At 30.2% G+C, this 18,025-nt stretch carries 18 protein-coding genes and 1 pseudogene; 3 read left to right on the top strand and 16 right to left on the bottom strand.

What is annotated here, in order from left to right; all coding sequences use genetic code 11:
• Positions 1-56: 56 nt before the first annotated feature.
• The 11 genes and pseudogenes from B4J88_RS13225 to B4J88_RS13175 form a co-directional block, all read right to left on the bottom strand.
• The gene (locus B4J88_RS13225; protein WP_125350373.1) at positions 57-680 is read right to left on the bottom strand and encodes a hypothetical protein; all 624 of its coding nucleotides are present in this window, start codon (positions 678-680) and stop codon (positions 57-59) included.
• On the bottom strand, positions 658-1,284 hold the full coding sequence (locus tag B4J88_RS13220; protein WP_409410633.1) for a LolA family protein: 627 nt from the start codon (positions 1,282-1,284) through the stop codon (positions 658-660). Before B4J88_RS13220 ends, B4J88_RS13225 begins: the two co-directional genes overlap by 23 nt.
• Complete coding sequence (locus tag B4J88_RS13215) at positions 1,274-2,047, bottom strand: polysaccharide deacetylase family protein (RefSeq protein ID WP_291067820.1); 774 nt, start codon at positions 2,045-2,047, stop codon at positions 1,274-1,276. The genes B4J88_RS13220 and B4J88_RS13215 overlap by 11 nt, the downstream gene beginning before the upstream one ends.
• Entirely contained in the window at positions 2,044-3,033 is a 990-nt protein-coding gene (locus B4J88_RS13210) for a beta-ketoacyl synthase chain length factor (protein WP_291067819.1), read from the bottom strand. The genes B4J88_RS13215 and B4J88_RS13210 overlap by 4 nt, the downstream gene beginning before the upstream one ends.
• Positions 3,030-4,226, bottom strand: a complete 1,197-nt coding sequence (locus B4J88_RS13205; RefSeq protein WP_291067818.1) for a beta-ketoacyl-[acyl-carrier-protein] synthase family protein — start codon at positions 4,224-4,226, stop codon at positions 3,030-3,032. The genes B4J88_RS13210 and B4J88_RS13205 overlap by 4 nt, the downstream gene beginning before the upstream one ends.
• A complete protein-coding gene (locus B4J88_RS13200; protein WP_291067817.1) occupies positions 4,226-4,483 on the bottom strand; it encodes a phosphopantetheine-binding protein in 258 nt (85 codons plus the stop codon). The genes B4J88_RS13205 and B4J88_RS13200 overlap by 1 nt, the downstream gene beginning before the upstream one ends.
• 30 nt (positions 4,484-4,513) lie before the next feature.
• Complete coding sequence (locus B4J88_RS13195; protein WP_291067816.1) at positions 4,514-5,053, bottom strand: 3-oxoacyl-ACP synthase; 540 nt, start codon at positions 5,051-5,053, stop codon at positions 4,514-4,516.
• A complete protein-coding gene (locus B4J88_RS13190) occupies positions 5,046-6,194 on the bottom strand; it encodes a beta-ketoacyl-[acyl-carrier-protein] synthase family protein (RefSeq protein ID WP_291067815.1) in 1,149 nt (382 codons plus the stop codon). Before B4J88_RS13190 ends, B4J88_RS13195 begins: the two co-directional genes overlap by 8 nt.
• Positions 6,167-6,604 carry an acyl-CoA thioesterase gene (locus B4J88_RS13185; protein WP_038332275.1) on the bottom strand — a complete coding sequence of 146 codons (438 nt, stop codon included), beginning with the start codon at positions 6,602-6,604 and terminating at the stop codon, positions 6,167-6,169. The genes B4J88_RS13190 and B4J88_RS13185 overlap by 28 nt, the downstream gene beginning before the upstream one ends.
• Positions 6,579-7,856: an ABC transporter permease gene (locus B4J88_RS13180; protein ID WP_291067814.1), complete on the bottom strand. Its 1,278-nt coding sequence runs from the start codon at positions 7,854-7,856 to the stop codon at positions 6,579-6,581. Before B4J88_RS13180 ends, B4J88_RS13185 begins: the two co-directional genes overlap by 26 nt.
• Position 7,857: 1 nt before the next feature.
• Positions 7,858-8,511: pseudogene (locus B4J88_RS13175) on the bottom strand (ABC transporter ATP-binding protein).
• Between B4J88_RS13175 and B4J88_RS13170 the strand changes: the two are divergent.
• A complete protein-coding gene (locus tag B4J88_RS13170) occupies positions 8,492-9,076 on the top strand; it encodes a cupin-like domain-containing protein (protein WP_414646644.1) in 585 nt (194 codons plus the stop codon). The pseudogene B4J88_RS13175 and the gene B4J88_RS13170 sit on opposite strands and share 20 nt — an antisense overlap.
• A gap of 10 nt (positions 9,077-9,086) precedes the next feature.
• Here the strand turns inward: B4J88_RS13170 and B4J88_RS13165 are convergent, their stop codons facing one another.
• From B4J88_RS13165 to mtaB, 4 genes are all read right to left on the bottom strand, one after another.
• Positions 9,087-10,217, bottom strand: a complete 1,131-nt coding sequence (locus B4J88_RS13165) for a carboxypeptidase-like regulatory domain-containing protein (protein WP_280049813.1) — start codon at positions 10,215-10,217, stop codon at positions 9,087-9,089.
• Positions 10,218-10,271: 54 nt separating this feature from the next.
• Positions 10,272-10,880, bottom strand: a complete 609-nt coding sequence (locus B4J88_RS13160; RefSeq protein WP_221855012.1) for a porin family protein — start codon at positions 10,878-10,880, stop codon at positions 10,272-10,274.
• 98 nt (positions 10,881-10,978) lie between these two features.
• A complete protein-coding gene (locus tag B4J88_RS13155; RefSeq protein WP_114999525.1) occupies positions 10,979-11,509 on the bottom strand; it encodes a DUF4136 domain-containing protein in 531 nt (176 codons plus the stop codon).
• A gap of 111 nt (positions 11,510-11,620) precedes the next feature.
• On the bottom strand, positions 11,621-12,958 hold the full coding sequence (gene mtaB / locus B4J88_RS13150) for a tRNA (N(6)-L-threonylcarbamoyladenosine(37)-C(2))-methylthiotransferase MtaB (protein WP_038332401.1): 1,338 nt from the start codon (positions 12,956-12,958) through the stop codon (positions 11,621-11,623).
• Positions 12,959-13,017: 59 nt separating this feature from the next.
• Between mtaB and B4J88_RS13145 the strand changes: the two genes are divergently transcribed.
• Complete coding sequence (locus tag B4J88_RS13145; RefSeq protein ID WP_291067813.1) at positions 13,018-14,601, top strand: ABC transporter substrate-binding protein; 1,584 nt, start codon at positions 13,018-13,020, stop codon at positions 14,599-14,601.
• Between the two features lie 232 nt (positions 14,602-14,833).
• Positions 14,834-16,417 carry an FMN-binding glutamate synthase family protein gene (locus B4J88_RS13140; protein WP_291067812.1) on the top strand — a complete coding sequence of 528 codons (1,584 nt, stop codon included), beginning with the start codon at positions 14,834-14,836 and terminating at the stop codon, positions 16,415-16,417.
• Between the two features lie 48 nt (positions 16,418-16,465).
• Here B4J88_RS13140 and B4J88_RS13135 read toward each other — a convergent pair whose 3' ends face one another.
• Complete coding sequence (locus tag B4J88_RS13135; RefSeq protein ID WP_291059101.1) at positions 16,466-17,935, bottom strand: helix-turn-helix domain-containing protein; 1,470 nt, start codon at positions 17,933-17,935, stop codon at positions 16,466-16,468.
• Positions 17,936-18,025: the final 90 nt, after the last annotated feature.

Genomic DNA, 18,025 nt, shown 5'->3' with positions numbered 1-18,025 from the left:
TTGTAATAGTTTTGAGTTACAAATATAATCTAAAAAAAGATGATTTGTACGTTAGTTTACTCTTCCTCTAATTGTATATTTACTTTTGTAAGTGTGATACTTAAATTGAAGTGATTATGTTTGATTAAAATCTGATCAGGAAAATCTGTTTGATCTCCTGAAAATTGATTAATCGTTTTTATTTTATTCTTCTTTAAATGAACCAATTCTTTAAAATAATTTGATTCATTCTTAGCAAAAATTAAACTCACTTCTTTTGATTTTAAAATCGTTTGATCTGTCGTTTTTATATGCTCATCAACTTGAAAATCATTCTTAAAAATAGCTTGTAAATCTTCTGCAAGAGTTTTTACAACCACTTTTTTTTTCAAATCTGGCATTACATAATTCAATGTATAATCGTGGTCTGTAACTGACAAATCGAATAACGTATTCCCAAAATCAGACGTCATTACCACACGATGCGAGTTGTAACCCAATTTTTTCACAACAAAATTACCTTTCATTTCCTTTTTCATGAACGTAATCTTGAAACGATAACTATACTCTTTATCAGTTGAACTAAAATATGGGTTCAAAAACTCCCTTTCATCCTTTTGTTGTTCTTGTATATCAGCAATTTTGTAAGTCGTTCCACAAGAGGTTAAAATGAAAAAACTAAGGATTAAAAACAGACGCATTTATTGTTTTATTTAAAGATTTGTTGGTAAATAAAATTTTCGTGTAATCATCCGAAGGTTCAATTAATTTGACTTCTGTAACCGTTGATTGACCTGAATAAAACGTCAACTGAATTTCTTTGATGTACTTTTTTACATCCTTTATTTTTGGTTGTAATTTTGCAATTCGAGATTTATCAGTTTTCGCAAAAGTTATGATAAAATCGTTTGTATCAAACAAATTTCCACTTACACTTCCGACAATTAATTGATTTAATTTTTCAAATTTTTTATTTCCTTGTAAATCTACACTCGATTTTTTCCCTTCATCATTAATGTAAATTTTTCCATTGTTAAAAATCACATTATAATCAATTGGTTGTGTATAATTCCAACGCATCGCTTTAGGATTTTGCAAGTACAATTTTCCTTTCGAAACAATTGGTTTATCCAAGAAACTCATCACTTTATATTGTGTAAAATCAGCCGTCAACGTTTGTATTTTCTTAGAATCAGCTATAATATCTTTTTTGAAATTCTCAATTTCAGCATTACTCATTTTACTTTCTTGCGCAAAAATTGTCAAGTGAAAAAAAGCTAATAAAATGAAGATTTTAGTTTTCATATACATCAATTTTCAAGAGTTCATTTAATGGAACTACTTTATAATTTTCCTTTTGTAAAAATACGAATAATTGCTCTAAAACATTCGCCGTTTTGTCCGAAGTATCATGCATCAAAATAATCGAACCAGGCTTTATTTGACCAGTAATTCGGTTCAATAATTTTTTTTCATCATTAATAACTGTATCCAAAGAACGAATATTCCAACCAATTACATCATGTTGTGTTTTATTTAAAGCCTTTGATATATGTGGATTCGTTACACCAAAAGGTGGTCTAAAAATTTTCGTCGTAACGTTTATTTTTTCTTTAATAAGTTGATTGGTAGAAAAGATTTCATCAATGATTTTTTCAGCAGAATAAAAACCATTTTTAGAAGAATGATGAAATGTATGATTCCCTATCAAATGATCTGACTGATGAGTTTTTTGAAGAATTTCAGGATACTTTTCGATTTGTTTTCCAATGCAAAAAAAAGTTGCTTTTGCATTATTTTTTTCTAAAATCTCAAGAATTCTTGGCGTGAATTCAGTTGGTCCATCATCAAAAGTTAGAGAAATTATTTTCTCAGTATGATTATTTCCTCTATGATAAGCTTTCAAAAAATAGTTGAATCGAATTTCAAAAGCGCCAAAAATTGTCAATGTTAACCAAACAAAAAAAGGTATCAATAAATAAAAAAAAGACAAATCTTTTGTAAAACAACCAATTGATAAACAGATTAGTATAATTACAAAAAGGATTGTAGCAAATCTGAATTTCATATCGATTGAAGCAATACTAAACTTAAATCCTTGCCTTTATGCTCATTCACCAAAAGTACATTTTTATAACTTTCAGCTTTTACATCATTCACTTTGAATTGATTTGGTAAAGTTTGATTTTTCAGCAATTCACATCCTAACACAAATCCGAAAGCAGAAGAAGTTCCAAATTCTCCAATAAAATCTTTGTATTCAAATAACTCGATTTTATTTAACTCATTAATATTCAATAAATTTTTACCAGAAATAATCCCATCAATCTCGGTTAAAATCATGTCATTCAATTGAATAAATTTTAAAATTTCAGAATTCAAATCTTCATATTGATTTAAAATAGAAACATCTAAAACTTTCGCGTAAGAGTTTTCGTTTCTATTGTTAGATAAAACACAAAAATGTGCGCCTTCACTATATTTAATTCCTTGATTATCTTTTGATTCAATCTCACCAATTAATTGTAACAATTGATATGTTCTTTCTCCAATTTCATCAATTCCTCCAACCAAAACGCTGTTTAGTTCCTGATTTTCAACTTGTAAAAAACCATCTAAAAGTGCATTTTCAAAGGAATTAAAACCATTTGTATATGTAAAATTGTATGCATTACAACCAAGATGCAGAGCAATTTGAGAGCCAACCGTATTATGTGTAGATTGAATAAAAGCCGTTGGTGTTAAAAACTCTTCTTTATTTTGAATAATATTCGTCAAAAACTTTTCAGAATCAACCAAACAACCTAAAGCAGTTCCTGTAATTATTGCCTCTGGTTGTTCAATTCCTGCTTCATTCATAGCTTTTAGAGAAGAATAAATTCCCATTTTAACTCCCGAAGCCATTCTACGACTCATCGCTGGCGAAATCATATCTTTAAGAGAAGGAGATTTTGCCTTTGTTATTGAAGTTTCTAAAGGAAGAAAATCATTCGTAATTTCATCTATAAATTGTGCATTTACAAAACCTAATCCGTTTACAAATACTTCTTTCATGATTTAGAAAAAATTAAAGTTGAACAATTCCCTCCAAAACCAAACGAATTTGATAACACATATTCAACATTTTTCTTTTCCAATTTTGTGATTGGAAAGATATTCAACTCTTCTATCGGAGATTGAAAATTAAGATTTGGATAAACAAGATTATGTTGAAGACTTAACAAGCTAAAAACCGCTTCAACACTCGCAGCAGCAGCCAACGTATGGCCTGTGAATGGTTTTGTAGAACTAAAATTAGGAACATTTTCTGTAAAAATTCTCTTCAGCGCTCGACCTTCTGTTATATCATTATTGTTTGTTGCTGTTCCGTGGACATTAATATAATCAATTTCGGTTGGTTGAATAGTGGAAGTTTCAAATGCTTTTTTCATTGCCAAATACGCTCCTTCTCCATTATCAGACGAAGCCGTTTGATGAAACGCATCATTCGAATTTCCTGCACCAATCAAATAACCAAGAACTTTTTTATTTGATTTTCGAATAGATTCTTCCGACTCTAAAACCAAATAAGCAGCGGCTTCACCAAGATTCAAACCTTTTCTATTTTCATCAAATGGCTGATTAAACTCATCACTCAGAATCATCAAACTTTTGAATCCATTAATGGTAAATTTTGACAATGCATCCGTTCCACCAACAATCACTCGATCCAATTTTCCTGAATTAATCAAGCGCGCGCCATACATAATCGCATTCGCAGCCGAAGAACAAGCCGTACTAATTGTTGAAACAAAGCCTTTCAAACCGATCTCTTTTGCAATTTGATTGGAAGAAGCGCCAGCATCATGACTCGAAATGTACTTTTGTTTATTAGGCAGATTTTCGTAATCCAAAAAGTAATTTTCTGTCATATCCATTCCTCCCACACTTGTCGAAGAAATCAATCCAGTTCTGACTTCATTTACATTTTCGATTCCTGCATTATGCAGAGCTTCTTTCACAGTAATTAGTCCTAACATCGCTGTTCGAGAGAAATTATTATCCGGAGATAAATTTAAAAAAGTTGCTAATTCATCGTTCGATAATTTAATTTCTCCTACAAAAATTTCGTTTTTATGAATAGATTCAAAATTTTCGAGTCGTGATAAACCATGCTTTTGATGAATTAATGAATCGAAATTCTCTTCGACATTTTTACCAATTGCCGAAATGATTCCCATTCCTGTTATCGCAACTTTTTTAGCCATTATTTTGTTCTATTTTTCTCAATATAATCTGCCATTACTTCAACCGATTGAAAGATCGTTTTTCCTTCTTTTGGATCAGTAATTTTAATTCCATATTCTTTATCCAATAAAACAATCAACTCCAAAGCATCGATCGAATCTAATCCCAAACCATCACCAAATAAAGGATCATCATTTTTGATATCCTCTACTAATACATCTTCAAGATTTAAAATTTCAATGATTTTAACTTTCAAATTGTTAATTAAATTTTCCATAGTATTTTTTATTGTTAACTAATATTGTTTTTAATCTATTAAGTACATTTTCGCTTCGTAATCACCTTGTAAATAATCTATCCAAGCCAAAACAACTTTCTTTGCTTTATTTTTTTGAATTAAATAATTCGCATACTTTTTTAATTGTTCTTCATTGAAATTTTCCGAAATAAAAAAAGCATTTTCTGTCTTCAATCGATGACGAATACTCACTTCACCCAAACAAATATTTGCTAATGTGTAAACAAAAACTGCTGGACTCGGAAAAATTTCATCCGTAGATTGAATACTTTGTTGATGTTTCAAATCAGATTCTAAGCTCGAATTTCGATTTGCAAAAACCAATGCAATATCTTGATTTTCGTTAAATGTATTTTCATCTTTCAATAAAATTTCGGCAGCTAAAAAAGCTAATTTACTCTGATGATCCATTTTATAAAATTTTGGACAATCAATCTGGAAAGATTTGAAGAAATTTTTCGAAAATATACCAAAATCTCCTGAAGAATCTTCAAAATAAAGTTCATCATTCAACCAAATTTGTTCGTTTTTAATCTCAACTTTAGTCATACTGAACTTTTTTTAAAATAATTACAGCATTACTTCCTCCAAAACCTGAAGAAGTTTTCAAAATAATATTGACTTCTTTTTGAAGATTTTCTTTCAAAATATTTAATGGAACTGAAACTCCTAATTCATCAAAATTATGACTTTTCAAAAGCAAATTTTTTTCTGCTTGTTTCATCGAAATAATCAATTCTAACAATCCAGAAGCACCCAATGTATGTCCATAAAAAGCTTTTAAACTATTTGTCGGAATCGATTCCATTTGCAAACGATTAAAAGCGATTGCTTCCATTTCATCGTTATACAATGTTGCCGTTCCATGAGCCGAAATATAATCTATTTCATTTGAATAAATATTCGCTTCTTTCATCGCCGACTCTATACTTAAAACTAAGCCTTCACCCGTTCGAGATGGTCCAGAAATATGATTTGCATCGTTGATTGAAGCTTCACCCAAAATCTGAAAACTATTCTTTTCTTGATTTTTAGAAAGATAAACGCAAGCCGCAGCTTCGCCTAAATTTACACCTTTTCTATCTTTGTCAAATAGTTTACACAACTCAAAATCCATTGCTTGAAATGAATTGAAACCTGTCAAAACAAAATTTGTCAACTCATCCAAAGCCAAAACATATGCATCATCAAACTCATCCATTTCGATGAAACGTTTTGCTATATTAACTGCTAAAACTCCAGAAACGCAAGCATTTGAAATGATAATTGGTTCAGTTTTAAATCTAAAATAGTTTGCAATTTTCTTGGCAAAATTTGTAATTGAAGCTTTTTCTAACGAATCAGAAAGTTGATCAATATTGCCTTTTGTTGTTGAAATTACAAAAGCTGTTCGTTTTGAAATTTTCGATTTATCAATAATAGATTGAAGAGCTAAAATACCAAATAATTCTAATCGAGTATAAATCTGATTATCTTCAACTTGACCTTTTAAATTTAAGAAAATTTCATCATCAATTTTTCCAGCATAAAAATTCTTTAAATGTCCAAAAGAATCAATTTTATAAACAGCAGAATTTCCTTTCACTAATTCATTCCAATTCGCTTGAATAGAATTTCCGAAAGGCGTTAAAATATTCGCACGATTAATGTAAACTTTTTCCATTACAACAATCCTACTTTTTTCTTCCATTCTTCAAAAAATGGTGGTAATGTTAACATTAAATCTCCTTCGTTGTCTAAAAAAACTTGAATCGTTTCACCAATACAAACTAACTTTTCATCTTGATTAAAAATTTTGAATTTGTATATCATTTTAGCCGCCAAAGTATCTTCAAAAGTCGTTTCTATTCTACATATATCACCATATTTCAACGGAAATTTGTGTTCACAAACCGACTTAATAATTGGTGTTACAAATCCACTTTTCTGAATATCCAAATAACTAATCCCAAAATGACGTCCAAAAGCTTCCCTTCCATCTTCAAAATACGTGATGTAATTCCCATGCCACACAATTCCCAACGGATCGGTTTCATTGAATCGTACTGCGAAATTAGAATTATGTACTAATGTTTTAATCTTCTCTTCTGAACTTATCATAATATATAGCGGCAAACAAGGTAATAATATAGAACAAAGTTAACAAAATAATATTCGGAACAATCTGAAGAAAAGATTGATTTCTCAGGATTAAACTATAATAGCCATCGAGTGCCCAATTCATCGGTGATATTTTCGCGAAATGTTGCATAAAATCTGACATCGCAAAAACTGGAATCCAAACACCGCCAATTGCGGCTAAAATCACGACCAAAGTCGCTCCAAAAGGTGCAGATTGTTCTTGGGTTTTCGCAATTGTACCAATTAAAAGTCCTAATCCAATTGCTGCTAAAGAAGCGAATACAGTAAATCCGTAAATCGAAAATAATATACCATCCGTTTTGAAACCTGGTAAATCAATCAATGGAAAAACTAATTTAGCGACACATAAAATCATAGTAAATTGCAGTAAACTTATGATTAAATACGTGATTGTTTTTCCAATAATTTGAACAAAATAAAGCATGGGACTTGTTAATAATCGAATATGTGTACCTAAACTTTTCTCTTTTACAATATTGATTGACAGCGGAACTACGATAAAAAATATCGCAAATAATGTCCATGCAGGCACATTATGTTGTGTTACATTTGGTTTCAAAACTGATTTAGAGTCCTCAGGAACAATTTCTTGAAAATGAATAAACTTCTCATTTTGAAAGCCTAAATCATCAGATCCCATTTCTTGTTGAAATGCTTTGTAAATACTTTTATTCTCGGTATCAGTAATTAATTTATCCAAAACATTCGATACATTTTCTTTGAAAGCCAGCGAAGTAGCAGGATCAAAGTATAATTTAATCGTTTTTGGATTGACCTGTTGATTATATTTCACTTGTGTGCTATCAAAAGCAAATTCGTTCAGAATTTTCTCAACATTTTGATTGATTTTATAATTCAAATCTTTTGACAATCGCGCTGGTATTACAATTCCTACTTGATATTTACCTTTAAAAACTTCGGATTTCAGTTTATCTTCCGTTAATTTTTTTCCATTTAATTCATTTACAATTTTTAAATTTCCAGAATGTGAAATATGTTTTTTTACAATTGCTGAAATACTATCTTGATCATGATCAATAAATAGCAACGGAATAATCGCTTCGGCAAAAGAATCGTAGGTACTTTTCTGAATTTTAGTCACCGTAATAACCAAAATCAAGGGCATAATAAAAAGAATCACCAATCCGCCAATATCACGAATAAGTAATAAAATTTCTTTCTTAATACATGCTAAAAGTTGGCTCAACATATCACGATATTTTAGTTAGATTAACAAAAGCTTCCTCCAAATTATACGCATTCACTTGCTTGATTAATTCTTTCGGTTCGGCTGTTACAATCGATTTTCCTTGATTCATAATTGTAACTTGCGTACAAAAATCTTCGGCTTCTGCCATGTGATGCGACGTGTAAACAATCGACATTCCCTGCTGATGCAATTCTTGTAAATAATCCAATAACGCAATTTTTGATTGTATATCAACGCCCACGGTTGGCTCATCTAAAAAAAGGATTTCTGGCTGATGAAGAATTCCTGCCAATAAATTAATACGACGTTTCATTCCGCCCGAAAATGAATCAATTTTTTTATCCAAAAAATTATTCATTCCTACTTTTTCAGTCAAAAGCTGAATCTTTTCGTGTAATTCTTTTGAAGGAACTTTATAAATTTTTCCAAAAAATTCTAAATTTTCTCTCGCCGTCAAAGTTGGATACAATGCATACTCTTGTGGTACAATTCCAATGATTTTCTGAATCTTTTTTAAATCTGTTTTTTAATTTAAATTTTGAATCACAACATTACCAGAAGTTGGTTTAATCAATCCAGAAAGTATCGACATCAAGGTTGTTTTCCCTGCTCCATTTGGACCAAGTAAACCGTGAATTTCGTTCTGTTTTATCATCAAAGATAAAATTCCCGAATTACTCAAAAATTTCACTTATCCTGATCTAGGTTTAAAATATTTTGAACGTTTGCCTACACTATTTTTTGGAGGAAGTGAAGCTAAAGTTTTGATGCATTATGATGTCGATATGACGGATTTCATTCATTTTCAGTTCCAAGGTGATAAACGAATTTTGTTGTTTGATCCAAAACAATCCAAAGCTTTATATAAAGTTCCACTTTCGGTACATACAATTTACGAAATTGATTATGATCATCCCGATTACGAAAAATTCCCAGCTTTGAAACACGCAAAAGGTTTTGATTTTGTCATGAATCATGGCGATGCTTTATTTATCCCACGCGGTTATTGGCATTATAATCGTTATTTAGAAGCAGGATTTTCAATGTCTTTACGCACCTTTCCTAATGAGTTTTTTCAAGTGATGAATACCATTTATCATGTATTTATTATGCGCTATACCGATAAATTGATGCGCAAGATTTTTCAACTAAAATGGATTCATTTTAAACAAAAATGGGCTATAAAGAAAAGTCATGGATATTATGGAATTAAGAAATAGGTTTTAAATATTACTCAATTTTATAATCCATAGGAACCATGTTTGCTATTTTTTCCCAGCTCCAATATCCTTCAACAACCAAATTAGCAGGATGGTAATATGTACCATTTTCTTCAATTTTTAATAAATCGCTTTTTATAGCGAAAATAGAAAGTTGGTTCGAAATATATTTTGCACCATTCTGTTTTGCATAGTCCAAATCCTCTTTTTCATTTTTGTATTCAACTGAATATAATCCTTTAAAATTAAGATACTGATTATTATTATCAACGATTTTCAAACTATCAGATGGAACTTTTTGATTAACTAAGTAAGTAATTATTTTTGGAGGAACTTTACCTTCAATTCTACCTCCTAACAAAGTTTCTTCTTTAAATTTTATGTATTCAGGATTATCCTTGCGAATCAATCGTTTTATATCATATCCTTCTTCCTCAATTTTATTCTCATAAACTGCTTTCATAAAATGAGTAATACTTCCTAAATAAGATTTACGACGATTTTCTTGCCATTTTTTTTCTTTAGAAGCTGATGATTTTAACTCAGTAAAAAGTGCTGTTCCAAGAGTTAAGACATAATTTGACTTAAAATCAACATTAAAATCAACCAAGTCATACTCGATTTTATAACCTAAGTAATTGTTTGTAATGATTAAAGGATTTCTAGAAGTAGCAGATAATTGTCGTGTATTTTTATCATATTTAAACCTTAAGTCTTTCGAATTTTCTATTTTGCATTTTTTTGCAGCTTCATTACTTCCCAAAAACAATTTCAAAAAAGTCTGATAATAATACAACCAATCTTCTTTAGATATTGCTTGAACAACTGTTTCTTGCAACGCTACCACTTCAGGTTCTAAAACTACTTTATAAAATGTAATTTGATTTGTATTAACATTCAAAATATAATTTTCAAACAAACTTGCACGAACAATTAAGTTATATTGTCCATTAGGAAGACTTAGTTCAAATTCACCTTTTTCGTTCGTTTTTGATTTAATCGTAGAATTATCGACATAGATTTCAGCATTAATAATTGGAAGCGATTTTTCATCAATCACTTTTCCTTTAATTGTATTTTGTGCAAATAGATTACTACTAATTAAGAAAAAACCTAAAATAATAATTTGTTTAAAATTCATTGACTAAATTTTAAAACAAGATAATAAAAAAACCGCTATAAAGCGGTTTTGAATTTATTTGAAGAAATATGTAATTCCTAAAGTTAAAAATGATGAACGATTTGTTCCATTATCCCAACGTTTATAGTCGTAAGTATCTATTAAACCATATTGATAGCGTAAATTAATTTCGTATTTTCTATCAATAGAATATCCACCACCAATATTAAATGCTAAATCAAACGATTTTGGAACATTATTTTCTCTTTCAGGTTCATTTTCATCAAATTTTTCTGATACTTTGAAACCTAATTGAGGACCACCTTCAACGAAGAAATCTTTTCCTTGATCATCAAAATAGTATTTATACATAATTGGAATATTGATATAATTTAAGAAAGCTTTGTATTTCTCTCCACCTTCTTTATATAACGAATATTCACCTTGAGTAGTATATAAAACTTCGGCTTGTAAATAATGATTTTCGTTTCGAGTAGTTAATTGATATTTTGCAACTCCTCCAACTAAAAATCCAACTCTCTCTTTAGAAACTCCATGAACAATAGTTGTGTTACTAAGTCCAACACCTCCTTTAACTCCAAATTCGATTTGAGCAAAAGAAAAAGTAGATAAACTTAAAAGAAATAAACTTAATAGATTGGTTTTTAAATTTTCATAAGTTATTGTATAATTTTAACAAAATTAAAGCTTTTTTTAATACAAACTTCATTTCATAAAAAAAGCTCTCCAAATGAAGAACTTTCTATATTATTTTCGAAAATTTATTTTTTTGGTTGAGGAGGAAATTTAGCAAGAATTTCTTCAATTGCTTTCGGGATTCTTTCCGCTTTAGCACTGATATTACTCAAATTAAGATCAGAACCAACACCTTGCCAAACCAATATATTACGTTTATCATCAATAATGTCTATTACAATTGTTCCTGCTTGATAAGAAGAAACGCTATTTCCGCCGTAATATCCGCCATAGTAACCATAAGGACCGTAGCCCCAATTGTTATTATTTACAGAAACTTGTTCTTTAGAACTTGTCAATAAATTAATGACTAAGTCTGCATCAGAACTTACTTTTGTAAATCCTTTTGTAGCCATTTGTGCATCAATTGCTTTAATTAGTCGATTCTTATCCAAATCGTTAACCTTTAACTTATCTAATCCTTTTTGGTGAAAAGTATAAGTTTTATATGAAGCAAAATTTGTTGATCTGTCGTAATCTGTACTTACTTGAACTGTTCCACAGCTTGTTACAAATAATGACAACAAAATTATAAAAGTAAAGTGTATAATTTTCATGACCTTGATTTTTTATTTAAAACTACAATTATTATTCCTAAATGTAAAGGTAAATCAAAAAAAAAAGAAGCTCAAAATACATGAACTTCTTTTTAACTAATATTTACAATTTTATTTTGCTAATTCTAACTCTTGAATTTTCACTTCAACAATTCCATTGTGATTGATTCTAACCAAATCTACAATTTGCGTTTCGTTGACTAATTCAGGATTAAAATCTGTCTGAACTTTTACATAATTTTCTGTAAAACCAAACATTTTCCCGTCTTTATTATCATGTTCCCAAAGCACTTTTTGAGTAGAATTTAATTGAGACTGATAAAAAGCTTGACGTTTTTTCTCTGATAAAATTCGTAACATTTTATTACGACGTTTACGTTCTCCTTGATCTACAACTCCTTCAAATTCGATCGCTTCTGTATTATCACGCTCCGAATAAGTAAATACATGTAAATAGCTAATTGGTAATTCGTTTAAGAAATTATATGTTTCCATAAACAATTCTTCTGTTTCTCCTGGAAAACCAACAATTACATCTACACCAATACACGCATTTGGCATCACTTCGCGAATTTTTGTTACACGATCTAAATAAAGATTAGATAAATAACGACGTTTCATTTTCTTCAAAATCTCATCGCTACCAGATTGTAATGGAATATGGAAATGCGGAACAAATCGATTACTTTTTGAAACAAAATCAATTGTTTCATTTTTTAATAAATTTGGTTCAATCGAAGAAATTCTGATTCGTTCTATCGCATCAACTTGATCTAATTCTTGTACCAATTCCAAGAAAGTATGTTCGTGTTTTTTATTCCCGAATTCACCTTTACCGTAATCACCAATATTTACACCCGTTAATACAATTTCTTTGATTCCTTTTTGTGCAATTTCATTCGCATTTTTGATAACATTTTCAACTGTATCTGAACGCGAAATTCCACGAGCCAAAGGAATTGTACAATATGTACATTTATAATCGCAACCATCTTGCACTTTCAAAAAAGCACGCGTACGATCGCCAATTGAATAAGAACCAACGTAAAAATCGGCTTCTTCAATCTCACAAGAATGTACAATTGTTTCTTCTTTTTTATTGATATCGTCTAAATATTCAGCAATATTAAATTTTTCTGCAGCTCCTAAAACCAAATCAACACCTTCCATTTCCGCAATTTCTTGCGGTTTCAACTGCGCATAACAACCTACAACGACAACAAAACCTTCTGGATTTGCTTTCATTGCATTTTTCACAATCGTTCTGCACTCTTTGTCTGCATTTGCGGTTACCGAACATGTATTGATTACGTACACATTCGCAGAATCTGTAAACTCAACCTTCTGATATCCATTATCTTTCAAGTTTCTTGCGATCGTCGAAGTTTCAGAAAAATTAAGTTTACATCCCAATGTATGAAATGCAACTGTTTTAGTTTGATTATTCATAGCTGCAAATTTAAGAAATTATCCATAGTTTTGAAACATAAATAAATCAGCTATTCAAAATGACTAAATACTTTATCTACATTATGTTATTCGTTTCAATATTTTCGTGTTCTAAGAAAATTGAAATCGATGAAAACAAAGTATTTAAACTAAATCGTTACGATAATATTTCTTCTTTAGATCCGATTAATGCAAGAACGCAAGCCAATAACTGGGCGTGTAATTTGATGTACAACAGTTTAGTGAAAATTGATAATCAATTAGAAATTCAGCCCGATATTGCAAAATCTTGGTCAATTTCAGAAGATGGAAAAACGTATTCTTTTACTTTGAGAAATGATGTTTTTTTTCATAAACATGAAGCTTTCGGAAAAGATTCGACTCGAATTGTAACGGCTTCAGATTTCGAGTATAGTTTTAATCGTTTAAAAGATCCGAAAGCTGGAGGTTCTGGAGGTTGGATTATGAATAATATTGATTCATATAAAGCGATAAATGATACACTTTTTGAAATTAAATTAAAAGAGGCTTATCCTGCATTTTTGGGATTAATTTCGATGAAATATGCTTCGGTTGTTCCGAAAGAATTATTCAAAAATGGAAACGATGAATTCTTGAAACATCCAATTGGTACAGGCCCTTTTCAATTTAAGATTTGGGAAGATAATGTGAAAATGGTTTTTAGAAAAAATCCAAAGTATTTCGAGTTTGATGAAAAAGGACAACGTTTACCATATTTAGAAGCGGTTAATTTATCATTTTTACCAGAGAAAAATTCAGAATTTTTAGAATTAATCAAAGGTAATTTGGATATGATGGCAGATTTGGATCCTTCTTATAAAGATGAAATTTTAAATCCAATCGGAGATTTGAATCCAAAATATTCAAATATTTTAACGATTCAAAAAGTTCCTTATTTAAGTACCGTTTATTTATGTTTTTATCTTGATGCGCCCAATGCAGTTGATTTGAAATTGCGTCAAGCATTAAATTATGGAGTTGATAAAAACAAAATCATCAAATATATGATGAAAGGTCAAGCTTTTGAAGCAGATGGAGGTTTCATTCCGAAAGGTTTACCAGGTTATTCGCCAGAAAGTGGTTACAAATATTCTCCCGAAAAAGCACGTGAATTAATCAATAGCTATAAAAAAACGAACGAAAAAATTACGCCAATCGAGCTGACAACAGTACAAGAATATGTAGATGTTTGCGAATATATTGCGGCAGAAATGGCAAAATTAGGTTTACCAATAAAAGTGAATGTTGTACCTGGACCAACGATGCGTGATGGAAAAGCAACAGGAAAATTTACATTGTTCCGTGCAAATTGGGGAGCAGATTATCCAGATGCCGAAAACTTTTTATCCTTATATTATTCGAAAAACTTTGCGCCAGAAGGTCCAAATTATTCACATTACAAAAATGGTGAATTTGATAAAATGTATGAACAAGCATTTTTGACCAATAATCCTGAAGAGCGCGCCAAAATTTATCAAAAAATGGATGCATTGATGATGCAAAACGCTCCAATTTTGCCATTATTCTATGATCAAACAACGTTATTTTTGAATAAAAAAGTTAAGAATTTTTCGATGGGACCAATCAAATTATTGGATTTAACGAGAGTTTACAAAGAATAATTCTTTTGACATTTCTCAAAAAGTTTGAACATCTTTTAAAAAAATCTAAATAATATTTCATTTTATTTCACGACATTAGATAATTGTTAACTTATTTGAAATAATCAGTTTTCTCTAACGTTTGAAATCAATATTTTAAAAGAAATAATTTCAGAATTAAAGGCGTTAAACCGAGTTTTTTTAGATATATTTGACACCAAATTTTTAATCAAAATCATTTAAATTTTTACTTATGAAAGTAAGACAACTTTTCGTAGTAGGATCTATCATTACTCTTGTTGCAATTGGAGTAATCTCTTATTTTTGGCCAGGTATCTTATGGTCTTTAATAATTATTCTTCCTTTGATTGCCTTAGGAATTGCTGATATCTCGCAAACAAAGCACGCTATCAGAAGAAACTTTCCTATTGTAGGACATGGTCGTTATTTATTAGAAAGTATTCGTCCAGAAATCATGCAATACTTTGTTGAAACGGATACTGAAGGGAAACCTATTGACCGTTTAATGCGTAGTATGGTGTATCGTCGTGCAAAAAATGTAATTGACACAGTTCCTTTTGGGACACAATTAGATGTTTATGAACCAGGATATGAGTGGTTAAATCATTCGATGTATGCTGGAAAAATCAAACATGCTGATGATCCACGTGTAAAAGTTGGTGGAAGTGAATGTAAACAACCTTATTTAGCAAGTTTATTAAATATTTCTGCAATGTCTTTTGGTTCGTTAAGTGAGAATGCTGTATTAGCGATGAACAAAGGAGCCAAATTAGGAAACTTTGCACACAATACTGGTGAAGGGGGAATTTCTCCATATCACTTACAGCCAGGTGGAGATTTAATTTGGCAAATTGGTACCGGATATTTTGGTTGTCGTGCTACTGATGGTGGTTTCGACCCAGATAAGTATGTAGAACGCGCTACTTTACCAAATGTAAAAATGATTGAGTTAAAAATTTCTCAAGGTGCAAAACCAGGTCACGGAGGAATTTTACCAGCAAATAAAAATACGCCAGAAATCGCTAAGATTCGTGCTGTAGAACCATATACAACTGTTGATTCTCCTCCATCTCATTCAGCTTTCTCTGATGCAGAAGGAATGTTACATTTCATCAAACAATTAAGAGAATTATCAGGTGGAAAACCAGTTGGTTTCAAATTGTGTATAGGGATTAAACGTGAGTTTATCGAAATTTGTGAAGCAATGATTAAAACGGGTATCAAACCAGATTATATAGCAATTGACGGTGGTGAAGGAGGAACAGGAGCTGCTCCTGTAGAGTTCTCAAACTCATTGGGTATGCCTTTATTAGATGGTTTAGCTTTCGCAGTTGATACGTTACGCGGTTATGGTCTTAAAAAAGATATTCGTGTTGTAGCTTCTGGAAAAATTATTTCTTCTTTCCACATTGCTCGTGCAATGGCGATTGGTGCAGATTTAGTTTATTCGGCTCGTGCTATGATGATGGCTGTAGGATGTATCCAAGCTTTACAATGTAATACAAATACATGTCCAGTTGGTGTTGCGACACAAGATCGTGAATTGATGAAAGGTTTAGACGTAGAAGATAAAGCGACTCGTATGTATAATTTCCACAAGAAAACAATGCATATTTTATCTGAATTAATTTCTGCAACAGGTGTTAAATCTCACAGAGATTTCAATCGTTCTCACGTAAATTTACGTATCGACAATACACGTATTATGTCTTATGATCAATTGTATCCAATTGTAGAAGAAGGTGCTTATTTAGGAATGTCTGTAGAAGATGTTTTACAAGAAATTAGAGTTCGTACATTAAGTAAAGTGAATTAATCAATTTCATATAATAATAAAAAAAGCAATCCAATTGGATTGCTTTTTTTATTCAAGAATATTCCGTAAATATTGAGACGGACGAAAACCTGTATGTTCCAAAAAAGCATCTGAAAAAGTCTTTCTCGAATTAAAACCTGTTTCTTCTGCCAACGCATCAATTGTGTATTTTTTGAGATTTGGCTCATTTTCAATTCGTTTCAAAAGATGATTAATTCTCAATTCATTGATATATTGGTTAAAATTTTTCGATCTCGAACGATTAATATAATTTGACACAATTGTTCGATTGGCGTTCAATTCTAGAACCAAATCATTCAACGAAAATTTTGGATTTAGAAATAACTTTTGTTCTTCAAATAATTGCAAACTTTGTTCGAAATCTTCATCAATTTCAACTTCGAATTTTGTTTTTTCTAATTGATTTTCTTCCTTAATATCTAACTCAAGTATTGTTATTTCATCAAGACATTTTTGTAAATAATTCTTCTTTTTTTGATGTTTTTGATTCATTTTATAAAAAACAATTCCACCAAAAATTAGAATTACTACTAAACCAAAAAATGAAGATCTTTTGAAGTTTTGATTCTTTTCTTTCAATAAATTTCGTTCAGTTTTCAGGAATGTATTTTCATATTTCTCGAGATTTGGTTTCAAAACAGTATGATCAGCCACATAAAATAAACTATCAAAAGACAATAAATTATTTACAGATAATAATTTATCTCGACTATTTCCATATTTCTCGTTGTATTCAACTACTCGTTCATAAGAAAGTCGCAGTTCTTCATCAAGAATTTTATATTGTTTTGAGAATTCCACAACATTTTCAAAATATTGGATTGCTTCTCTATTTCGCTTTTGTTGATATAAAATTTCACCTAAAAATTGCTCCGAAATCACATACCATTTGATATCATTTTGCTTCCAGAAAGCTTGTTGTGCTTTTTTCAATGTATTAAATGCCGAATTATAATCTTTTTTGTAGAAATCAATAATTCCTTTATTCTTCAAAGCATATTGATAATTTACCGTATCAACCGTTTCAGATAATTCAATTTTGTTGTAATAATCACTTTTGTTCAGATGATTTGTTTTGCTATATAAATAAGACAATTTCCCAAGAATGGAAAGATAAATGCTGAACGATTTTGGTTGCTGTTTATGCTTTTCGAAATATGATAAAGAAGTTTCGTATAACACTATAGATTCCTTGATTTCATGTAAGTTTTCTTTTGTTTTCGCAATTCCAACAAGCGAAGAATAAAATGTAAAATCATCTTTTATTTCAGTTGATAGTTGTTTCGAAATGGTGAAATTTTTCAATGCATTATTGTAATTACGTTGCTCCAAAAAATAATTTCCTTTTTCGATATAAGCTTCACTCAACACAACTTTATCATTCAATCGATAAGCTGTTGAAATCGTTGAATCAATAATTCGAAGATTTTCTTCAACCAAATCATTATTTTTTTGACGCAAAAATTCAGCTTTATCTTTTTGTGTTTTTCCAAACATATTTACTGAACTGAATATGAATAGAATAACTATAATAAATTTAAGAAACCTATTTCCCGAAATCATAAAACGTAACATATTGTATTTCTT

Origin of the sequence: Empedobacter sp. UBA5036 (assembly GCF_002415215.1) — a bacterium.
In the GTDB taxonomy this organism is placed as follows: Bacteria; Bacteroidota; Bacteroidia; order Flavobacteriales; family Weeksellaceae; genus Empedobacter; species Empedobacter falsenii_B.
Note: the sequence above shows the minus strand (reverse complement) of the source record. Positions and strands in the feature narration are given on the sequence as shown.